Origin of the sequence: Streptomyces malaysiensis subsp. malaysiensis (assembly GCF_040653035.1) — a bacterium.
GTDB classification, from domain to species: Bacteria; Actinomycetota; Actinomycetes; order Streptomycetales; family Streptomycetaceae; genus Streptomyces; species Streptomyces malaysiensis.
This window is the reverse complement of record NZ_JBEZNG010000018.1, coordinates 132779-152654: the sequence shown is the minus strand read 5'-3', so window position 1 is coordinate 152654 and position 19876 is coordinate 132779. Positions and strand designations below refer to the sequence as shown.

18 protein-coding genes and 2 pseudogenes are annotated in these 19876 nt (G+C 71.5%); 13 read left to right on the top strand and 7 right to left on the bottom strand.

The features are described 5' to 3' along the window. Positions 1-565 precede the first annotated feature (565 nt). Positions 566-1495: a GlxA family transcriptional regulator gene (locus AB0E24_RS30395; RefSeq protein ID WP_069867655.1), complete on the bottom strand. Its 930-nt coding sequence runs from the start codon at positions 1493-1495 to the stop codon at positions 566-568. Positions 1496-1566: 71 nt separating this feature from the next. Here AB0E24_RS30395 and AB0E24_RS30390 point away from each other — a divergent pair, with 71 nt between their 5' ends. Next, positions 1567-2241 carry an HD domain-containing protein gene (locus tag AB0E24_RS30390; RefSeq protein ID WP_099012575.1) on the top strand — a complete coding sequence of 225 codons (675 nt, stop codon included), beginning with the start codon at positions 1567-1569 and terminating at the stop codon, positions 2239-2241. 86 nt (positions 2242-2327) lie between these two features. Next, positions 2328-2753 (top strand): RidA family protein, encoded by a 426-nt coding sequence (locus tag AB0E24_RS30385; RefSeq protein ID WP_079256361.1) that lies wholly within the window; start codon positions 2328-2330, stop codon positions 2751-2753. A 143-nt stretch (positions 2754-2896) separates the two neighbouring features. On the opposite strand, the pseudogene AB0E24_RS30380 reads toward AB0E24_RS30385, so the two are convergent. Further along, positions 2897-3761, bottom strand: a pseudogene (locus AB0E24_RS30380) (helix-turn-helix domain-containing protein). A 142-nt stretch (positions 3762-3903) separates the two neighbouring features. Between AB0E24_RS30380 and AB0E24_RS30375 the strand changes: the two are divergent. Beyond that, complete coding sequence (locus AB0E24_RS30375; RefSeq protein ID WP_359381751.1) at positions 3904-4533, top strand: NADPH-dependent FMN reductase; 630 nt, start codon at positions 3904-3906, stop codon at positions 4531-4533. Positions 4534-4655: 122 nt separating this feature from the next. Here AB0E24_RS30375 and AB0E24_RS30370 read toward each other — a convergent pair whose 3' ends face one another. Beyond that, entirely contained in the window at positions 4656-5345 is a 690-nt protein-coding gene (locus AB0E24_RS30370; protein ID WP_099012573.1) for a siderophore-interacting protein, read from the bottom strand. Between the two features lie 180 nt (positions 5346-5525). Then, positions 5526-6272 carry a class I SAM-dependent methyltransferase gene (locus AB0E24_RS30365; RefSeq protein ID WP_359381747.1) on the bottom strand — a complete coding sequence of 249 codons (747 nt, stop codon included), beginning with the start codon at positions 6270-6272 and terminating at the stop codon, positions 5526-5528. A 115-nt stretch (positions 6273-6387) separates the two neighbouring features. Here AB0E24_RS30365 and AB0E24_RS30360 point away from each other — a divergent pair, with 115 nt between their 5' ends. The 4 genes from AB0E24_RS30360 (at position 6388) to AB0E24_RS30345 (ending at position 10302) form a co-directional block, all read left to right on the top strand. Further along, positions 6388-6765 (top strand): DUF4186 domain-containing protein, encoded by a 378-nt coding sequence (locus AB0E24_RS30360; RefSeq protein WP_359381744.1) that lies wholly within the window; start codon positions 6388-6390, stop codon positions 6763-6765. A gap of 222 nt (positions 6766-6987) precedes the next feature. Beyond that, positions 6988-8034, top strand: a complete 1047-nt coding sequence (locus AB0E24_RS30355; protein ID WP_069867663.1) for a tetratricopeptide repeat protein — start codon at positions 6988-6990, stop codon at positions 8032-8034. Then, positions 8031-9113 carry a polyprenyl synthetase family protein gene (locus AB0E24_RS30350; RefSeq protein ID WP_231981584.1) on the top strand — a complete coding sequence of 361 codons (1083 nt, stop codon included), beginning with the start codon at positions 8031-8033 and terminating at the stop codon, positions 9111-9113. Before AB0E24_RS30355 ends, AB0E24_RS30350 begins: the two co-directional genes overlap by 4 nt. A 253-nt stretch (positions 9114-9366) precedes the next feature. Continuing rightward, entirely contained in the window at positions 9367-10302 is a 936-nt protein-coding gene (locus AB0E24_RS30345) for a fumarylacetoacetate hydrolase family protein (RefSeq protein WP_359381739.1), read from the top strand. A 51-nt stretch (positions 10303-10353) separates the two neighbouring features. Here the strand turns inward: AB0E24_RS30345 and AB0E24_RS30340 are convergent. After that, positions 10354-10977 (bottom strand): annotated as a pseudogene (locus tag AB0E24_RS30340) (L,D-transpeptidase family protein); the annotation flags it as partial. 201 nt (positions 10978-11178) lie between these two features. Here AB0E24_RS30340 and AB0E24_RS30335 point away from each other — a divergent pair. The 6 genes from AB0E24_RS30335 (at position 11179) to AB0E24_RS30310 (ending at position 17347) form a co-directional block, all read left to right on the top strand. Continuing rightward, positions 11179-11805: an alpha-ketoglutarate-dependent dioxygenase AlkB gene (locus AB0E24_RS30335; protein ID WP_359381733.1), complete on the top strand. Its 627-nt coding sequence runs from the start codon at positions 11179-11181 to the stop codon at positions 11803-11805. Between the two features lie 274 nt (positions 11806-12079). Further along, on the top strand, positions 12080-12859 hold the full coding sequence (locus AB0E24_RS30330; RefSeq protein WP_359381837.1) for a thaumatin family protein: 780 nt from the start codon (positions 12080-12082) through the stop codon (positions 12857-12859). A gap of 67 nt (positions 12860-12926) precedes the next feature. After that, positions 12927-13790, top strand: a complete 864-nt coding sequence (locus tag AB0E24_RS30325; RefSeq protein WP_359381730.1) for a glycoside hydrolase family protein — start codon at positions 12927-12929, stop codon at positions 13788-13790. 58 nt (positions 13791-13848) lie between these two features. Beyond that, positions 13849-14283 (top strand): septal ring lytic transglycosylase RlpA family protein, encoded by a 435-nt coding sequence (locus AB0E24_RS30320; RefSeq protein ID WP_231981586.1) that lies wholly within the window; start codon positions 13849-13851, stop codon positions 14281-14283. Positions 14284-14558: 275 nt separating this feature from the next. Then, a complete protein-coding gene (locus AB0E24_RS30315) occupies positions 14559-16499 on the top strand; it encodes a serine/threonine-protein kinase (protein WP_359381726.1) in 1941 nt (646 codons plus the stop codon). Further along, entirely contained in the window at positions 16496-17347 is an 852-nt protein-coding gene (locus AB0E24_RS30310; RefSeq protein WP_232636613.1) for an FHA domain-containing protein, read from the top strand. The genes AB0E24_RS30315 and AB0E24_RS30310 overlap by 4 nt, the downstream gene beginning before the upstream one ends. 4 nt (positions 17348-17351) lie before the next feature. On the opposite strand, the gene AB0E24_RS30305 is transcribed toward AB0E24_RS30310, so the two are convergent. Then, complete coding sequence (locus tag AB0E24_RS30305) at positions 17352-18374, bottom strand: cytochrome d ubiquinol oxidase subunit II (RefSeq protein WP_079256351.1); 1023 nt, start codon at positions 18372-18374, stop codon at positions 17352-17354. A 16-nt stretch (positions 18375-18390) separates the two neighbouring features. After that, on the bottom strand, positions 18391-19824 hold the full coding sequence (locus AB0E24_RS30300) for a cytochrome ubiquinol oxidase subunit I (protein WP_370685110.1): 1434 nt from the start codon (positions 19822-19824) through the stop codon (positions 18391-18393). Positions 19825-19876 lie beyond the last annotated feature (52 nt).

Sequence of the window (19876 nt, the reverse complement as noted above, 5' to 3'; positions counted from 1 at the left end):
ACGGCGAATGCGGTGTAGCTGATCGCCGAACGGCTGGCTGACGGCCGGACGGCCGGGAAACGGCTGGGCACCGTACCGGGTCCCATAAACTCGCCCGCCGTACCGGCCCGCCCCCGACGCTCACCGCAGTCGCCGCCCGCCACGTCGGCCCCGGCCTCGTCGCCGCCCGGAAGATCGAGGAGCTGCACCGTCAGCTGGCCCGCGCCGAGGAGTTCGCCGCCACCCTGCGCTCGCGGCTGGAGCAGACCGGGCCCGCCGTCCCCTCCTGACCGGCCCGTGGCCGCCGGGCGGGGCTCCATGGCCTCCCCGGCGATGCGTCGGCCGACCAAGCCGCTCAAGCCCATGCCGTAGGGCCGGCGCCCAGGCCGGGAGGCCGACGTCCGCCGTAGGCTGAATCCCTCTCCGTTCGCGCCCATCTGGATCACCGAGATGGTGCGACGACAGCACGATAAGACGATGGCCTGATTGACTGCCGTTTCCGCGCGTGGCGCCCGAGACATCGGCATGTGCGCGGTGAGCACTCGCCCTACGCGGGGGGACCCAAGCGTGGATGTTCCGGCCGTCGTCATCGCGTAAAGGTGCGCCGGTAGGCGGTGGGGGTGGTGCCCAGCGCCCGCCGGAAGTGCAGCCGCAGGTTGGCGGGTGTGCCCAGCCCGCAGTCCCGCGCCACCCGATCCACCGAGTGGTCCGTGGTCTCCAGCAGTTCCCGGGCCTTGCCGAGACGGGCGTTGAGCAACCACTGCAACGGGGTCGTGCCCGTCTCCTCGGTGAAGCGGCGCATGAAGGTGCGCTGCGAGACGCCCGCGTGCCGGGCGAGCACGCGCAGCGTGAGGGGCTCGTCGAGCCGGCGCAGGGCCCATCCCCGGGTATCGGAGAGCGACGCCTCGCCGGCCGCCGCGACCGGAGCCGGTACGTACTGGGCCTGCCCGCCGTCGCGGTGCGGGGCGGCCACCAGGCCGCGAGCGATCTGGTTGGCCACCACCGCCCCCAGGTCGCGGCGGACGAGGTGCAGACACAGGTCGATGCCGCAGCACACCCCGGCCGACGTGAGCACGTCTCCCTCGTCGACGTAGAGCACGTCGCGGTCGACCTTGACGGCGGGGAAGTCCCGCTCGAGGGCATCGATGTGCTTCCAGTGGGTCGTGGCGTGCAGCCCGTCCAGCACGCCCGCCGCGGCCAGCGCGAAGGTGCCCGTGCAGATCGACACCACCCGCCGGCCTTGATCACGGGCCTCGGCCAGCACGCCGAGCGCGGCCTCCGGCGGCCGCAGGAGCGGCTCGTATCCCGGCACGATCACCGTGTCGGCGGCGCGCACCTGCTCCAGGCCCCCAGCGGCGACCAGGGCGAAACCCGCGGTGGTGGCCACCTGCGAGTCGAGCGCACACAGGGTCATCTCATACGGAGTCTCCGGCCGGGCAGTGAAGATCTGTGTCGGGATCGCCAGGTCGAGCGGGGTGACCCCGTCCAGCGCCAGTACCGCTATTCGATGCACCATGGCAAGATTCTATCGAAGCGAGGAAATTTTGCCTCTCGCCTGGTCAGGGCGGTCGCGGTCAGACTCAAAACATGACCGGACCTACTCGCGAGGCGACCGCCGACCTGATCACGCTGCCCGGCACACCGCTTGCCGACGCCGTCGTGAACCTCATCCGACCGGTGGAAACGCCGTCCGTGTTCAACCACAGCGTCCGCAGCTATCTGTTCGCCCGGCTGGTGGCCGACCGGCTCGGCTTGGTCGTCGGCCACGACTACCACGACGACCTGCTGTTCGCCGCGTGCGCGATGCACGACCTGGGCGTGGCATCGGACGGCCCGCACAGTCAGCGGTTCGAGGTCGAAGGCGCCGACCGGGCAGCCGCATTCCTCGTCGACCGCGGAGTGCCCGCGGCGGCCGCCGACGAGGTCTGGCAGGCCATCGCCTTGCACACCTCCCCGGGCATCGCGGAACGCCGCGGCACGCTGTGCGTGCTCGTGCGCGAAGGCGTCGCGCTCGACTTCGGCGGCGCGCTCGGAGCCAACCACGTCGATGCCGTCACCGACGAGCAGGCCGATGCCGTCCACGCCGCCTACCCACGGCTGGAAATGATCCGCTCACTCACCGACGCGATCGTCGCGCAAGCCGCGAAAAACCCGAAGAACGCACCCCGGTACGCGCTTCCCGGTGAATTCCTCCGTGAACGCGAGACCTTCGGCCGGACCCGGATGGAGCACGCCTGCCGTTCGTCCCGCTGGGGCAACTGAGCCCACGGGCTCCACGACCCCCTCGACGAAGAAACACGACCCCCGCAACAAAGAACCCCCTCAACGAAGAAAAGGGAAGCACCGCAATGACCGTCCACACCGTCGAGATCCCCGAGGGCAACGCAGTCTTCGGGCAAACCACCAGCGCCTTCGCGAGCTTCGGCTATTCCGCCGCGGTCCGCGCGCAGGGACTCCTGTTCATCGCCGGAACGATCGGGCGCCGCGCCGACGGAACCATCCCGGACACCATCGAGGAGCAGACCGAGATCGCCATCCGGAAGATCGAGGAGATCCTTCGGCTGGAGAACCTCGACCTGTCCGCCCTCGTCGACGTCACCAGCTACCACGTCGACATCCGCCAGCACCTGCCCGGCTTCGTCGAGGCCAAACAGCGCCTCGTCCAAGCGCCCTACCCGACCTGGACGATCATCGGGGTGAGCGGTCTCGCCAGCCCGGGACTCCTCGTCGAGATCCGTGCGACCGCCGCCTACCCCGGCGACGCATCCCGATAGACCACGGCTCCTGGGCTCGGGGTCGGCCCCAAGCCCAGGAGTGGTGGTAGCTGTTGACTGACCGTGGCCGCGCCCCCGAGCCGCTGCCCCCCCGGGGCACGCCGAGCGAGCCGATCTCGAAGAGTGCGCGGGCCCCGGCGGTCTCAGCCGGACACCGCGCGCAGCGCCCCGGAGCGGCGGCCCGTCAGCCGGTCCAGGGCGGCGGCGGAGGCGCGCGGGGATGTGCACCACCAGGCGCTGATCGTCGTCGGCGGGCAGCTCCAGCGTCTCGTACGCCAGGCGGAGTTCCCCCTCCTCGGGGTGGATGAGACGCAGGACGCCGTTCGCCCTCGGCAGACCGGGCAGGGTCGTCACCCGTTCGGTGAAGTCCGGGCCGGCGGTCACGGTCAGCTCGTCGGCGACCGCCGCGATATGGGGGTCCGCGCGGAACGGCCCCTGCTTGAGCGCGGCCACCTGGTCATCGGCGACCCGGTCCCAGTCGGGGTAGGCGGTACGTGCCCGCGCGTCGGTGAAGATGTAGCGGACGAGGCTGGGCGGCCCCTCGTCCGCCCCGTGCGCGTCGAGGAGCCCCAGCGGCCTGGTGAGTCGCTCGTACGCCTCCGTCCAGACCAGGAGCTCGCCCAGCCCGTTGAGCAGCACGGCCGGGGCGGGCTCGAGACGGTCCAGCAGCGCCCGCACGGTGGGCCGCACCGCGCGACCGGGCACCGCCCCGCCCCGGCAGGTGAACCCGCCCTCGGCCCCTTTGGAGAGCCGGTGCAGATGGACCCGCTCGCTCGCGGTCAGCCCCAGCGCGTCGGCGAGGGCGGAGAGCACGGGCGCGGACGGCCGGCGGTCGCGCCCCTGCTCCAGCCGGGTCACATACTCCACGCTGACCCCGGCGAGCGTGGCCAGCTCGGCCCGGCGAAGCCCCGGCGTGCGGCGGCGCGGCCCGGTGGGCAGGCCCACGTCGGCGGGGGCGACGGCCTCGCGGCGGCTGCGCAGGAAGAGACCCAGCTCTTTGTCGCTCACCCCGTGAACGTAACAGCCGCGCCCGTCCGGATCGTGGCCCTGCCACTACCAGCCTCGGCCCGGCCTTCCTGGCACCCGGCAACCACGGCAGATTCGAAGGCGATCCAACGGACCCCAGCACAAGGAGAGGTGCCGAACCACCATGCCCACTGAGCCCATGAACGGTCAGCCCCGGAACGGTGAACCCCTCAACCTCGCCGTGGTCATCGGCAGCGTCCGAGAGGGCCGCTTCGGCCCGGTGGTCGCCAAGTGGTTCGCGGAACGGGCCGAGGAGTACGGCCGCTTCGCGGTGAACCTCGTCGATCTCGCCGACACACCCCTGCCACTGGCCCTCCCGGCGGTGCCACCCGCCCTCGAACCCCGTATGGCCCGTCCCGCCGGGATGGCGGGCCTCACCCGGCGGCTCGAGGAGGCCGACGCGGTGGTCGTGGTGACGCCCGACTACAACCGCAGCTTCCCCGCCTCCCTGAAGGCCGCGATCGACTGGCACTACACGGAGTGGGAGGCCAAGCCGATCGGCTTCGTCGGCTACAGCGGAGCCAGCGGCGGCCTGCTCGCCATCGAGCAGCTTCGCCAGGTCTTCGCCGAGCTCCAGGCGCATACGGTGCGCAACGCCGTGACGTTCCCCCGCTACTACGAGCTCTTCGGCCCGGAGGGCCGGCTACGGGACCCGGAGGGCCCGAACGGCGCCGCGAAGGCGATGCTCGACGAGTTGCTGTGGTGGGGCGAACTCCTCCACGAGGCACGCCGCGCCCGGGCCGAGGCCGCCTGAGCTGCCGCGGCAGGCTTCGCAGCGCCGGGCGCCGAGGTGTCGCGGTCCGGCCGCCCGGGATCGTCGGCGGAGACGGCCCCTTCCGCCCGGCGGGTGTGCGGTGGGCGCGGGACCTGGCCGTCCTACTCCAGTCCCCGCTTTCCCGGCGCCCAGAACGGCTTGGTGAGCACCGCGCGACGGTCCCAGCCCGCCTCCCGGACGAGCACCTGCCGCACCTGCTGCACGGTACGGGCCTCCCCGGCCACGTAGGCGATCCCGCCCGGCTCGGGGGCGAGGCGTCGTACCGCGTCCGGGAGTGAAGTTCCGCCCCTGGTCAGCCAGTCGAGGCGGTCCGAGTGGGGCAGGGGCAGCCGGTCCGCGGCCGTCTCCGTCTCCACACAGCCGGAGACGCGCGCCCCGGTCGGCAGTGCGGTCAGCATCGCGCCGAAGGCGACGGATGCCGTCTCCTCCCCGACGAAGACGTGGTGCGCGGCCTCGGGCCGGAGTGTGAACGACCCCTCGGGCTTGCCCAGGCGCACCCGCTCGCCGACCTCGACGCTCCTGCCCCACTGTGCTCCCGGTCCCGCTCCGGCGTGGTCCAGCACGCACAACTCGACGGCACCGGAGGGGTCGTAGCGCCATACGGAGTACGTACGACGGGTCAGTCCGGAGCCAACCAGGACGCGCACCTGCTGCCCGGGGCGGACGGCGAGCCCGGCGAGGGTGTCGCCCTCGATGCGCAGTCGGCGCATACGGGCGGTGATCGGTTCGGCCTCGGTGACGGTGCCACGGAGCATCAGCAGATCCAGGACCGGGTCCAGCAGCGTGGGCATGGGAGTGCTCCTCGGGGAACTCAAAGGCGTGCGGGGGGAGTTGGGCGGTCACGATCAACCCGAACGCGATAGTACGCGTTCGGGGCCAGATGCGATAGTTCGCGACTTTGCGGGGTTGCGGTAGCCCATGACGATCACCGTCACCGCTGCGGCGACCAGCACTGACGGCCGGGCGCCGAGTCAGCGGGGGCGGCGTGCGACGGTGATGATCTCCGGGCTGGTGTCCGTCAGCGGCCCGCGGTCCCAGCCCCCGAACTGCTCGGCCACGACCAGTCCCGCCTCGTCCAGGAGCTCCGCCAGCGCGTCCGGGCCGAGAAACCGCAGCGTGCTGCGGCTCAGCAGGGGCCGCTCCCAGCCCCCGCCGGTGTAGGTGTACGTGGCCGAGACGAGATCGCCGCGCACCGGCGTCTCCACCTCGCACACGCAGCGCACCACGGTCCCCGCGGAGTCCACCACCTCGCCCGAGTACCGCGTGTTCCAGTCCTCCCACTCCCGCACCAGCGGATTGCGGGTCTCGAACACGAAGCGGCCGTCGTCGGTCAGCGCTGTGGCGACCGCGGCCAGCGCACCGCGCAACTCATCGTCGCCGAGAAGCCCCTGGAAGGCGTGGCCGCTCATCACCACCAGCTGGAACTCACGGCTCCACCCCGGCGCCGAGAGCAGGTCACCGAGCACCCACTCCGCATCCGGGCACTCCCGCGCCACCTCCAGCATCCCCGCCCCGGGGTCCAGTCCGCACAGCCGCCCCGTGTGTCCGTCCTCCCGCGCCCTGCGCAACAGCGCGCCCGTTCCGCACCCCACGTCCAGGACGGAGCGGGCGGACATCACCAGGGGCAGGTAGAACGCGAAGTCGCCGCGCTCGTCCCAGGGGCAGAACAGGTCGTAGAGCGCGGCCAGCCGGCGATCGGAGAACTGCGTGTCCACCATGGCCGTCACGGTGCCCCTGGCCCCACCGACCCGCAAGGCCGGGCACCGGCCAATGGTGGTGCGGGCCCGCCGTCATAGGATCGAAAGGGGCTTTTGTCGTCTCCGGGAGCTTTTGATGTCCGACTCGCTCGACCAGCGGCTGGCCGCCATCGCGCGCCACCCGTTCCGCGCGAAGTTCCATCTGCGCGGTCGTGACCTGGCCACGGCCGAGCTGAGCGGTCCGTCGGCGATGCGCTGGTACGCGTATGACGTGATCGCCAAGCGGCTGGCTCCCGCCGAGCCCCGAAAAGACGGCAAGCAGACGCCTTACCGCGGCCACCCCGTGTTCGTCGCCCAGCATGCGACCGCCACCTGCTGCCGTACCTGCCTCGAGCGCTGGCACCAGATCCCCAAGGGGCGGGAGCTGACCCGCGCGGAGCGGACCTATGCGGTGGATGTGATCTGCCGTTGGATCGAGCGCGAGGTGGCGGACGGCGCGCGACCGGCTCCATAAGTTTTTGCCACTCCCGGAGCCGCGCGGTAAACCTCAACGGGTCCGATGGCGTCTTGATCCACAACGAACGCGCAGCAGTGCTGCTCCTGATGGGGCCGGTTTCCCGGCGCCTATACGCGGCGTGTATACATGGGGCGCATACCTGCGATGTATACGTTCGACGTATACATCCCGTGTATAGATGCGGTCGCGCGCTCCTGGGACAACAGACGGAAGGCATCCATGTACGGCAAGGCATTCGCACCCGAGTACCAGGGCTCCCTCACCACCCTGTCCGTGAACTCCTCGTTGGCCGATGTACTGGCCGCGGGCACCGAGCAGTTGCGGGCGGCCGAGCGGGGCGGCTCCCCGGGTGAGGCGGCCCGTGCGGGGCTCGCGGTCGCCGAGGCGTACCGGAGACTGGGGCAGGTGGGCGAGGCCGACCGCGAGTGGAAGGCCAGCTACCGCGCGGCCCGTGCGGCGGGTGACGTCGGAGCGATGGCGTGGGCGCTGTGGAGCGGAGGCACGCTCGCCCGGCAGCGTGGCGCGCTGGCGCTGGCGTGGCGGCTGCTCGGACTCGCGGCCGACCTCGGCGAACGCGGCGGGGACATCGTCGTCCGCGGCTACTCGCTGGCCGGGATGGCGGAGACCGGCCGTATCCAGGGCGACTACGAGGCCGTGGGCGAACTGCACGAGCGGCTCCTCGCCGAGGCGCGGAAGCGCGGCGAGGCACGCCACACCGTATGGGCGCTGGAGGGCATCGCCCAGATGCACCGCAACACCGGGTCGTACGACTCGGCCCACGCGATGTTCCAGGAGGCCGCGGAGATAGCCGCCAAGGCCGACGACCGGCGCGGACACGCATGGGCGCTGCGGGGCATGGCCGACATCGTGTCCGTACGCGACGGGGACGTGGAGCGCGCGCTGGAGCTGCTCTCCGAGGCCGAACTGACCTGCCGTGAGATGAACTTGGTGAGCGCGCTGGCCTACAACCACAAGATGCGCGGCAATGTGCTCTACCGCGCGGGCCGTTACGAGGCGGCCCGCGCGATGTACGAGCAGGCGCTGGAAGAGTTCCGCGACATGAGCGAGCCGCGCGGCGAGGGGCTCGCCCGCCTCGGGCTCATCAAGTCCCTGGCCCGGCTGGGCCGCGACCGTGCCCGTACCGCCGAGGACCTGTCCGAACTGGCCGGTGAGCTGGAGCGGATCGGGCTGCGGCACGCCTGCCGGATGGTGGACCGTGCCCGGGAGGAGTTCGGTCTCACGGAGGTCATGGAGGTGGCGCTGTGACAACGGCGTTCCCCGTGCTCCTCGGGGCGGACGAGACCACCGCGACCGCGGGCGAAATCCTGGGCCGCTGCCGGGAGTTGGTGCGCCCGACCCTGGTCGGGACGGTCGGGCGGCTGCACCCCTGGGTGGCCGAGATGGCCGCGTACTCCTTCGGCTGGTGCGATGTGGGCGGCACGCCCGCCGAGGGGGCGGGCGGCAAGGGGATACGGCAGGCCCTCTCCGTGCTGTGCGCGGAGGCGGCCGGGGCATCCGGTGAGGCGGCGGTCGCCGGTGCGGTGGCGGTGGAGCTGGTGCACACCTTCTCGCTGCTGCACGACGACATCATGGACGGCGACCAGACCCGCCGCACCCGCCCCACCGTGTGGAAGGCGTACGGGACCGGCCCGGCCGTACTCGCCGGTGACGCCCTGTTCGCGCTGGCCGTGGAGGCGCTGGCCGCCGTGGACGGCGCGGGAGCCGCGGCCGCGGTGCGGCGCCTGAGCGCGGCACTGGGCGACCTCGTCCGCGGTCAGGCGGACGACCTGCTCTTCGAGTCGCGCCCCTGGACCGGGCCCACGGCGGTGGGGCCGGCGGAGTACCGCACGATGGTCGAGCACAAGACCGGCGCGCTGCTCGGCTGCGCCGCCGCCCTGGGCGCCGAACTCGCCGGGGCGCCGGAGAGCACCGTGGCCGCCCTGGACCGGGCCGGACGGCACATGGGCGTGGCGTTCCAGGTGGTGGACGATCTGCTGGGCATCTGGGGCGACCCCGCGGTCACGGGCAAACCCGTCCACCGCGATCTGCGGCAGCGCAAGAAGACCTTCCCCGTGCTCGCCGCGCTGGGCGCCGGCGGACCCGGCGCCCCGGCCGCCGAGCGGCTGGCCACGCTCCTGGAGGAGTCCCCGGACACCCCGGACGACGCCACCACACGCCGAGCGGCCGCCCTGATCGAGCAGGCCGGTGGCCGCTCCGCGGCCCTGGCGGAGGCCGACCGCCACATCGCCGCCGTGGAGACATGCCTGGCGAGTCTGCCGCTGGCGCCCCGGGCGGGCGCGGAGCTGCGTACACTGCTGGGCTTCCTCGCCCGGCGCGACATCTGACCCCGCTCGATCCGCTCCGGGAGCCGGTCGCGCGTGGCCTCGTCGGTGTTCATGGCGTCGTTCATGGCGTCGGAGCCGTCGAGGTGCCGGGAGGTCGGGAAGCGGACATCGGTGATCTCGGCATCGACGGCACGAGGGGTCGGCGCGCCCTCCTGAGGGCAGAAGGGCGAGGGAAAGCGAACAGATGTTTCCGCGAGACGGTGTGGTCCGCAGGGAGGCCCGGTCACATCGTCACGAGAGGAGAGGGCGACAGATGACACGCATCGTGCGTTTCGCCGATGACACCGGGACCGTCCGGACCGGAGTGGCCGACGACACCGGAGGGATCCGGGCCTTCCCCGGGGCGCCGCTCATCGCCGAGCTGCTGCGGCTGTCCATGGCGGAGCTGCGGGCCCTGGTGGAGCACACCGCCTCCGGCCCGGCGGCCGTCCATGAGCGGGACGTCCTGCCGCTGCCGCCGCTGGACGGGCTGATGGAGCTGTGGGCGGCGGGGGTGACGTATGAACGCTCACGCGAGGCCAGGGTGGAGGAGAGCACCGAGCAGTCGGTGTACGAGCGGATCTACGACGCCGAGCGCCCGGAGCTGTTCTTCAAATCGCCGCCCTGGCGCGTGGTGACCGATGGCGAGCCCATCGCCGTACGGGACGACTCCGAGCTGAACGTCCCCGAGCCCGAGCTGGCGCTGGTCCTCAACCGGCACGGCGAGACCGTCGGCTATCTGGTCGCCGACGACGTCAGCTCCCGGTCCATCGAGGGCGAGAACCCGCTCTACCTCCCCCAGGCAAAGATCTACGCCGGAAGCGCCGCCGTGTCCTCCGCCATCGTGCCCGCCTGGGAGATCGAGGCCCCCGACGCGCTGGAGATCACCATGGCGGTGTGGCGCGACGGCGAGGCGGCCTATCAGGCGGCCACCTCCACGGCCGCGTTCCACCGCACTCCGCAGGGGCTGGTGGACCACCTGTGGCGCTCCCAGCCCTTCCCCGACGGCGCCGTGCTGTCCACCGGCACCGGCATCGTGCCCGCGCTCGACTTCACGCTGCGCGCCGGGGACGTGGTGGAGATCTCCATCGAGGGGGTCGGCACCCTGCGCAACCCGGTACGGGCCCATCAGGCCGAACTGGACTGGCTGGTGCGGGCCATCGCCGAGCCGCTGACGCGCTGTGCCCACCGCAGCCGCTTCCCGGAGTGATCCGGGCCCGTGACGGCCATCAGCGCACCGGCGCTCCGCCGCGGACGGCCCTCAGCGTTCCAGGGAAGCCGCGTCGCCCATGACGACGACGGGCCCGCGGTCGGGGTCCAGCGTCCGGAGCAGCTCCTTCATGGCGTCCGCCCCGAGGCTGACACAGCCGTGTGTGGGGCCGCCGTGGTCGATATGCAGCCAGATGCCGCCGCCGCGCTCCGGGCCGAGGGGGCGGGTCCGGTCCAGGGGCGAGGTGCCGGGCCGGCGGTTGTAGTCGATGGCGATCACATAGTCGAACGAGCCGGCCAGGGGCTCGCCCGCGAAGCCCGTGCCGCCCACGCTGAAGTCGGCAGACCGGTCGTAGGGCAGCCGGGTGCCGGGGTCGGGGAGCCGTCCGCCGGCGTCTGTGAGGGTGTAGACGCCGATGGGGGAGCGCAGATCGCCTTCCCGGTGGTGGTCGGTCCAGCCGTTGAGCGCGTTATGTGCCGGCTGGCCTGGTCCGGCCCGCCAGCCGGCCCCGGTGTGCTCGTACAGGACCGCCGTGGACACCGGCGCGTTCCGGTCGCCGCCCGTCACCACCAGGACCTGCCGGGACCGGCGCGGCACCTCGCCCCAGGTCCTGGGCCCCAGCCCCGGGAGTGGCGCCGCCGGGGCGGCGGGACGCGGTGTGCCGCGTGGTGTGCGCATGGTCATGGGCCCCCGGCCGACGCGGAAGGGAACTCGTCAGGGTCCAAGTGTCCCGCGACGGCTCGGACGGTGTCGTCGTTGGCGCCTGGCCGTGGCGAACAGCCTCTGACCTGCGATATCACCGCCATAACAACAGTGAGTCCGCCCCCTATGTCCATCTGTGGAACGCTTGCTCGATTACGCGGGTACGCTGCCCATATGGGTGCGTATCTCCAGGGCTCGCTCTTCGACCAGGCCGATGACATCGGCCTCGGCTCGCTGCGCGGGACGCGCAGGACCGAGCTCGGGTCCGGGGCCTGGATCGATCTGCTGCCCGGGTGGCTGAGGGGAGCGGACGACCTGTTCACCCGGCTCGTCGCCGAGGTCCCCTGGAAGGCCGAGCGGCGGCATATGTACGAGCAGATGGTGGACGTCCCCCGGCTGCTCGCCTTCTACGGCGCCGAGGACCCGCTGCCGCACCCCGTCCTCTCCGAGGCCCGGGAGGCGCTCTCCGCGTACTACGCCACCGAGCTGGGGGAGCAATTCACCACGGCCGGGCTGTGCTACTACCGCGATGGCCGGGACAGCGTGGCCTGGCACGGCGACCGCATCGGGCGCGGCGGCACCGAGGACACCATGGTGGCCATCCTGTCCGTGGGCGCGCCCCGGGACCTGCTGCTCCGCCCGCGTGGCGGTGGCAGTGCCCTGCGACGGCCGCTCGGTCACGGCGACCTCCTGGTGATGGGCGGCTCCTGCCAGCGGACCTGGGAACACGCGATCCCCAAATCCTCCCGCGCCACCGGTCCACGGATCAGCATCCAGTTCCGCCCCAGCGGCGTGGCGTGACATCTGCCGAATCGGGGAGCGGCTCATGGCGTGCCGGGCTACGGTTCGACGCGTTCCCTCCATGCTTCCCGGTGTCCGAATTTGGTCCAGACCATTGACGTATTCGGCCCGGGACGCTGTCATGGGGGACCGTCAGCCCTGGAGCGTGTCCTCACGTTGATGTCCTCAACTGAGGCCGGACCTCGGAGAGTTCCCGGTGCGTGTAGATTGTCATGATCGTGACAGATTCGGCTTATGGGAGCGCTACGGCGCCTTGCGGAAAGTCGTGACCGCCATGGCCGCCACGGCCGTAGCGGTCCTGGTGGCCCTGAGCCCCGATGCGGGGACCGGCGCGGGCGCCACCCCCGGCACCGGCGCGCACACGCTGTCCGATGCCGCACCGGCCGCGGCCACGGCGGCCGATCACACGGTCACGTTCGTCAACGACACCGGCAAGAAGGTGTGGATCGGCAGCGATGTCAACAACGACGGATCCAAGCCGTTCGCCACGCTACCCATCCTGGAGCCGGGCCAGTCGGGCACGGTGACGATTCCCGAGACGGCGGAACCCGGCCACTGGCGTGGCAAGTTCTTCGCACGCCAAGGATGCACCGGGGCATCGGGCAGCACCTTCCACTGCCTGGTGGGGGACTGCGGCAAGTTCGCCGACCACTGCGAGTCCGGTGAACAACCCACGAGCCTCGCGGAGTTCAACTTCGACACCGAGGACACGCTCGCCCCCTGGTACAACGTCAGCTACGTCAACGCGTTCTCGCAGCCTGTCACCATCGCCCCCAAGGATGCCGCGGGCGGCGGAGGGTGCGGCACGATGGGCTGCTCGGAGAACCTGCTGCCGCTGTGTCCTCCCGGCGATCTGACCAGTTGGCCGGATGGCGAGCCGATGCTGTGCACCAGCCCCAACCGGGACGCCAAGACGCCCTACAGCGACATGATCGCAGCCCATTGCCCCAAGGCTTACGGATGGTCCAAGCAGGACCAGGAGCCGGGCAACCAGGTGATGCAGCAGTGCGCCCGGTGCAGCGGTTTCACCGTCACCTTCCACAGCGCCGCCTGACCGGCCGGTCCGCCACTTGACCCACCAGGCCGGATGAGGAGAGGAAGGGAGAGACGAAGTGCACAGGATGCGCGCTGCACACGGGATTCGGGGGGTACGCGGAGCACGCGGGGTACGCCTGCTGACCGTACTGCTCGCGGTGTTGACCCTGCTGACCGCGGGCAGCCAGGCGGGCGCCACCGATGCCGCCACCGCCGCGGTGGCGAAGAAGAAGGGCGTCAGCGCCTGGAACTTCAACGGGGTCACCGCCGCGATGTCCGATGCCAAGGTCGGCTGGTTCTACACCTGGGCCTCGGGCAGGGAGCAGATCAACGCACCTGCCGGTGTCGAGTTCGTGCCCATGATCTGGGGCTCGGGCTCGGTGACCGACGCCGAACTCAACCGGGCCAAGAGCGAGGGCACGACCCTGCTCGGCTTCAATGAACCGGACATGGCGGGCCAGGCCAATATGACCGTGGAGAAGGCCCTCGACCTGTGGCCACGGCTCCAGTCGACCGGTATGCGGCTCGGCGCGCCCGCCGTGGCCTACGGCGGCGACGTCGCCAATGGCTGGCTCGACCGCTTCATGAAGGGCGCCGCCGACCGTGGCCACAAGGTCGACTTCATCCCGCTGCACTGGTACGGCGGGGACTTCGACGCCACCCGCGCGACCGACCAGCTGCGGAGCTATCTCCAGGCCACGTACGACCGCTACAAGAAGCCGATCTGGCTCACCGAGTACGCGCTGATCGACTTCTCGACCGGTACGCCGAGGTATCCGCCCCAGGCCCAGCAGGCCGACTTCGTGACGAAGTCCACCGCCATGCTCCAGGGGCTGTCCTTCGTCGAGCGGTACGCGTGGTTCACGCTGTCCGCGGATCGCGGCGGCACCGGGCTCTACAACGGCGCGACGCCCAACCAGTCGGGCGCCGCCTACCGCGCGGCCGACTGACGAACGGCCCTCCCGCGCCCACCCCACACCACGACAACCCGGAATGAGGTCCTTCGCCATGCGCAAGGGAACGCTGATCGGCCGAGTGGCGGCCGCGGCCGTCGCACTGACCGCCGTGCTGGGGGTCGCCCCGGCGAGCACCGCCGCCACCAGCGACACCCCGCCGGCCGGTGAGCCCTGCTGGGCGACGCACTACGGCTACATACCTCCCGGTGCCTACACCGCCAGCGGCGAGCTCTTCGACAACAACGCGGACACCGCGGCGACTTCGCTGAGCCGTGATCCGCAACTGCCGTTCGGGACCCGGGTGAAGGTCACCAACCTCGCCAACAACGCGTCGCTGGTCGTGCGGATCAACGACCGCGGCACCTTCGCGTGGACCCCGTCGGTGCCCAAGTGCCTCGACCTGACCGACGGGGCGTACGCCCGGCTCGGCGGCGTCCTCGACCCCGACTCCGGCCACATCGTGGTCAAGGAGGAAATCGTGCCGTGACCCGGGTGGGGCCACCCGTCTCGGCCACTTGATGACATCACCCCTGCACCGGAACGCCGGTCCGGGGCAGGGGTGACATGGGCAGGCGCGCGATGGCGCTCCACCGGCCAACGTCCGCCGCCCCGTTGCGGAAGCGACCGCCGTGCGCCGGAGGCTTCCCTCTTTCCGGGGCTATCCGCCGGAAGCGCTACCCACTGACGTCATGGGCAAGTACTCTCCGTGGCGACAATGGAACGTGACTGGTGCGAAGAAGCGGGGTAGCGGGGGTGCGGGTGATGGCGGAGGCCGGTGACAGGGTCGCCGGCCGATATCTCCTCCAGGAGCCCATCGGCAGGGGCGGGATGGGAGTGGTCTGGCGGGCCCACGATGAGCTGCTGGACCGCCAGGTCGCGGTGAAGTGCGCGCGTCCGGACGACGACCGCGCGGTGCTGCGACTCACCAACGAGGCGCGCAACGCCGCACGGCTGCACCATCCGCATATCGTGTCGGTGTTCGACTTCGTGGACGAGAGCGAGGTCTGCTGGATCGTCATGGAGTACGTGTCCGGGGGCAGCCTCGCGGACATGGTGCGCAGCCGGGGCGCGCTCTCCCCGGAGGAGGCGGGCTCCATCGGCTGCCAGATCGCCGCCGCGCTGGCGAAGTCGCATGCCGAGGGCGTGGTGCACGGCGATGTCACCCCGGAGAACGTGCTGATCACCGAGGACGGGGTCGCCAAGCTGACCGACTTCGGCATCTCCCGGGCGCTGTGGAGCGAGGCCACGATGACCAGGACGGGCGGGGTGCGCGGCAAGCCGCCGTATCTGCCGCCCGAGGTGGCCAGGGGGGAGGCGGCCGACCGTAAGTCCGATGTCTTCTCGCTGGGCGCGACCCTCTACGCGGTGATCGAGGGCCGGTCCCCGTACGGCGAGGCATCGCATCCCATGGCCTATGTGGCGCGGGCCATCGAGGGCTATATCGAGACCCCGCACCGGGCCGGTCCGCTGGTGGACACGCTCACCGCGCTGCTGAACGTGGAGCCGAAGCGGCGCCCCGCCGCCCAGCAGGCCGTGCGGTTGCTGCGCCGGGTCGCCCCGGCATCCCCGCACATCGAGGGCCTCGACAGCGCCGAGGACCCCCGCGACGGCGAGACGCTGGACCGCACCCCCTTCACGATGCGGCTGGTGAGGCCGTTGGTCCGAGGGTCCTGGCGCCGCCCGCGCCGCCGGGTGGTGATCGCCGCGGCCGCGCTTTGCACCGCCGCGGTCCTGGTGGCCTGGGCCGCCCTCTTCGGACCCTGGAGCGGCGGGCGATCCGATGAGAGCCGCGGGTCCGGCAAGGACGGCGGGCGCGGCGGGTCCGGGGTGACCGACTCGGTGTCCCCGCACGGACCGGCCGGCACCGTGGGCGACGCGCGGACGGCCGATCCCTGCAAGTTGCTCAATCCCGCCTCGCTCAGCCGCTTCGGCGAGACCGTACTCGACCCGGACTACGGCGAGATCGATCGATGCGATGTCCTGCTGCACGGCAAAAGCGGCGATGACATCGCCGACGTCCAGCTCAACTTCTCCTCCGAACCGCCGGAGCCGGGCGGCGATGTGCCCACCAGAAGGGTCGGCAATGTCACCGTCGGCGCGTTCCAGCGCGAGGGGGACGAGTGCCTGCGGAACATCGCGTCCGCCGACCGCAAGCAGATCTGGATCATCACCGAGCGGCTCGACACCCCGGCCCCCGACCCGTGCCAACTGGGCGACGCCGCCACCGACTACGCGGTGAGCGTGCTGGACCGCGGCCAGGTGCCCCGGCGCGCGGGGCAGCCGGCCGCGAGTTCTCTGCTGCGGGGACACGCATGCCGGGTGCTGGACGGCGATGAGATCAAGCGGGCCTCCGGTGTCCAGGTGGAGGACCATGAGGCGGGCTTCGGGGACTGGCAGTGCGAGTGGACGAACGGCTCGGGCGACGCCGGGGTGAAGCTGGTGTTCAACCGGGACAATCAGTTCACCTCGGAGGGCGGTCAGCGGGCGGTGATCGCGGGCAATCGGAGCGTCGTGTCGCCCAACGAGTGGGACGACGACTCATGCCTCGTCCGGATGCTCCACCGCTCGTACCGCAACTCCCTCGGTGACGACACCGTTGAGATGGTGTCGTTGAACGTCTACGGGCCGAAGTCCACCGAAACGCTCTGCCACTCCGCCAAGGCGCTCGCCGCCACGGCCGCGAAGAAACTACCGACATCATGAGCACACCTCCCGGCAGCGACCGCCGCGCCACCGGACGGGCCCCCGCCGCCCGTCGCCCCGCCCCCGGCCGCCCCGCCGCGGGCGGCCGTCTCCTGCCCGCCGCGCACGGCAGCCTGGCCCGCGGTGTGACCGCGCCGGTGCCGGGCACCGCCTTCGCCCTCGCCCTGACCGGCGGCATCACCCTGGGCCCCGGTGACGGGCGTGAACTGCTCTTCGGGCGGAACCGCCCCGAGGTGCACGTCTGTGTGGGCGAGGACGACCCCCAGGTCAGCCGCTGCCAGGGCAGACTGACCCACCGCCACGGCCGGTGGTGGGTCGCCAACAACGGCCGGCTGCCCCTCCGCTTCCCGTCGCGGCTGCTCTTCACGGGCGAGGAGCCACTGCCCCTCGAAACCGGCTACACCCCGCTGTTCGTCCGGGGCTCGCGCGACCGTGAGCATCTGCTGGAGGTCTTCGTCAGCGGCCCCGAGGCCGAGCGGCCCGTACCGCTGCCCGGGGACGTCACCCGCCCGCCTCGTGTATGGGTGCTCACCGACGAGGAGAAGCTGGCGCTCGTCGTCCTCGGCCAGCGGTATCTGCTCCACGAACCCCGGCCGCAGCCCCTCACCTGGAAGCAGACGGCCGCCCAGCTCGCGGAGTTGCGCCCCGATGAGGGCTGGCGGGAAAAGCGCGTCGAGCACCTGGTCAACCGGGTCCGCATGATGCTCTCCCGGGACGGAGTGCCCTGGCTGACCCGCGAGGAGGTCGGCGAACCGGTCGGGAACGCGCTCAACGACCATCTGATCCGCGCCCTGATGATGTCGACCACGCTCGTCCCCCCGGACCTGGCGCTGATCGACGCCGCCTGACCGCTCAGCGCGCCTCCTCGGCGCCCGCCGCGGCACCGGTCCTCGGGTGCTGGAAGAGCGTGTAGAGCCACCCCAGGGACGGGATCAGCAGCAGCGCTCCGGCCAGGAACACGATCAGCACCGCGATCAGCACCGACGGCGGAGCGGCCGCCCGTGCCACGGTGAGGTCCGGTTCCAGCACCAGCGGGTACTGTGCCACGCCCCAGGCCCAGAGGATGAGGGCCACGGCGAGGGCGGCGGCGGCCCTTGCCCATCCCCACAGCGACCGCAGCAGCAGGAGCAGTCCGGCCACTCCGGCGACGGCGGACAGCACCACCAGCGGCAGGGCGCGATGGGTGAGTCCGTGGAACAGCCGGGGCGCGTCGGCGTCCAGCACGGCGATGCCCACGAGTGCGACGGCGCCCGCCACCAGCCCGCTGACCAGGGCGCGCAGCCGGAACGCCCGTACCAGCTCGGGCCCGCCGCCGCGGGCCGCGTCCGCGCACAGATAGACGGCGGCCAGATGGGCGCAGGTCACCACGGCCAGCACACCGCCGAGCATGGACGTCGGATTGATCCAGCTGGTGACCGTACTGCCCGCGGCCAGCCCGGACGGTACGCGCCCGGAGGCCACACCACCGGCGACGGCGCCGAGGAAGAAGGGCGTGATGACCGAGGAGGTGGCGAAGCAGCCCCCGAACAGCCGCTGCTGCCACAGCTCGGTGCTGGCCTTGCGGAACGCGAAGGCGGCGCCGCGCGCGATGATGCCGAGCGCCGTAAGGGTCAGCGGCAGATAGAGGGTGGACATCACGGCGGCGAACACTTCGGGGAAAGCGCTCCACAACATCACCAGCACGAAGATCAGCCATACATGGTTGGCCTCCCAGACCGGTCCGATGGCGTGCTCGATCAGTGCGCGCTGCGGCCGTCCACGACGGCTGCCACCGGCCACCAGATCCCACAGCCCGGCCCCGAAGTCGGCCCCGGCGAAGAGGGCGTAGCACATCAGACCCAGCCACATCACCACCAGGACGGTGTCCGCGAGCATCAGGACCTCCAGCGGTTCACGTGACCGGATAGCCGGTCACATCGGCTTCCTGCGGGGCCACCGGGACCGGGCGCTCGCCCGCGAGCCGGCGCAGCACATAGACGGTGGCCACCGTCATCGCGGCGTACACCGCGAGCAGCAGCCACAGCCCGATCATCAGGCCGGGGGCGGGGTTCACCGCGTCCCGGACACTGAGGATCCCCTGCACCACCCAGGGCTGGCGGCCCTCCTCGGTGACGACCCAGCCGCACTCCAGCGAGACGACCGACGCCAGGCCGCTGAGGGAGGCCAGCCACAGGAACAGGCGCGTGCCCCGGCGGGCCAGCGGGTCGGTCTCGCCCCGGCGCCGGGTGCGCCACCAGGCCAGCAGCAGCCAGACCCCGAGCCCGAGCAGGAACAGTCCGCCGAGAACCATCAGGTCGAACGACAGATGGGTGCCGGTGACCGGGGGCCGCAGCGCGGGTGGAACCTGGTTCAGCCCCTCGATGACCGTGTTGGGGCTGAAACCGACCAGCAGCGACAGGCCGTTCGGGATCTCCAGACCGTACTTGATGCCGTGGTCGCCCGCGATGCCGCCCAAGGTGATCGGCACATGGCTGGAGGTGGTGAACACGCCCTCCATGGCGGCGAGCTTGATCGGCTGGTGGTCGGCCACGAAGCGGGCGATCCAGTCGCCGACCACGAGCTGGACGGGCGAGACGACGGCGCCGAGGATGAACGGGATGAAGAACCCCGCGCGGTGGTAGCGGTCGGTGCGGCCGCGCAGCAGGGCGACCGCGTACACGCTCGCGGTCAGGAAGGCCGCCACCATCAGCGCGGCGAGGATCATATGGACGGTCTGCGGCGGGCTGGCGGGGTTGAACATCGCGGCGAGCGGATCGACATCCACGACCCGGCCGTCGCGGACGGTGAAGCCACGTGGCTCGTTCATCCACGCGTTGGCGCACACCACGAAGAACGCCGAGGCGATACCGGCGACGATGATGGGGACCGCGGTGAGCATATGGACGCGCGGCGGCAGCCGGTCCCATGCGTAGAGGTAGATGCCGAGGAAGATGGCCTCGATGAAGAAGGCGATCCCCTCGATGGCGAACGGCAGCCCGATGACCTGCCCGTAACGGCCCATCAGCCCCGGCCACAGCAGCCCCATCTCAAAGCTGAGGATCGTGCCGGAGACCGCGCCCACGGCGAACAGCACCCCCATGGCCCGCGCCCAGCGCCGGGCGAGCAGCCGGTACGAGGGGTCGCCGGTGCGCACCCCCCACCACTCGGCGATCAGCGTGAGCAGCGGAAGCCCCACGCCCAGACAGGCCAGGATGATGTGCCAGGCGAGTGAGAAACCCATCTGGGCGCGGGCCGCCGACAGATCGCCGGACGTGGCCGGGCCCGCCAGCCAATCCCTCACCACGGCCGCGGCCGGCTGCCACGGATGCTGGTCGACAGCGGGCACGGGCGCTCCTCACTCGTCGCTGAGACCCCCTCCCGAAAAAAACACCTTTACC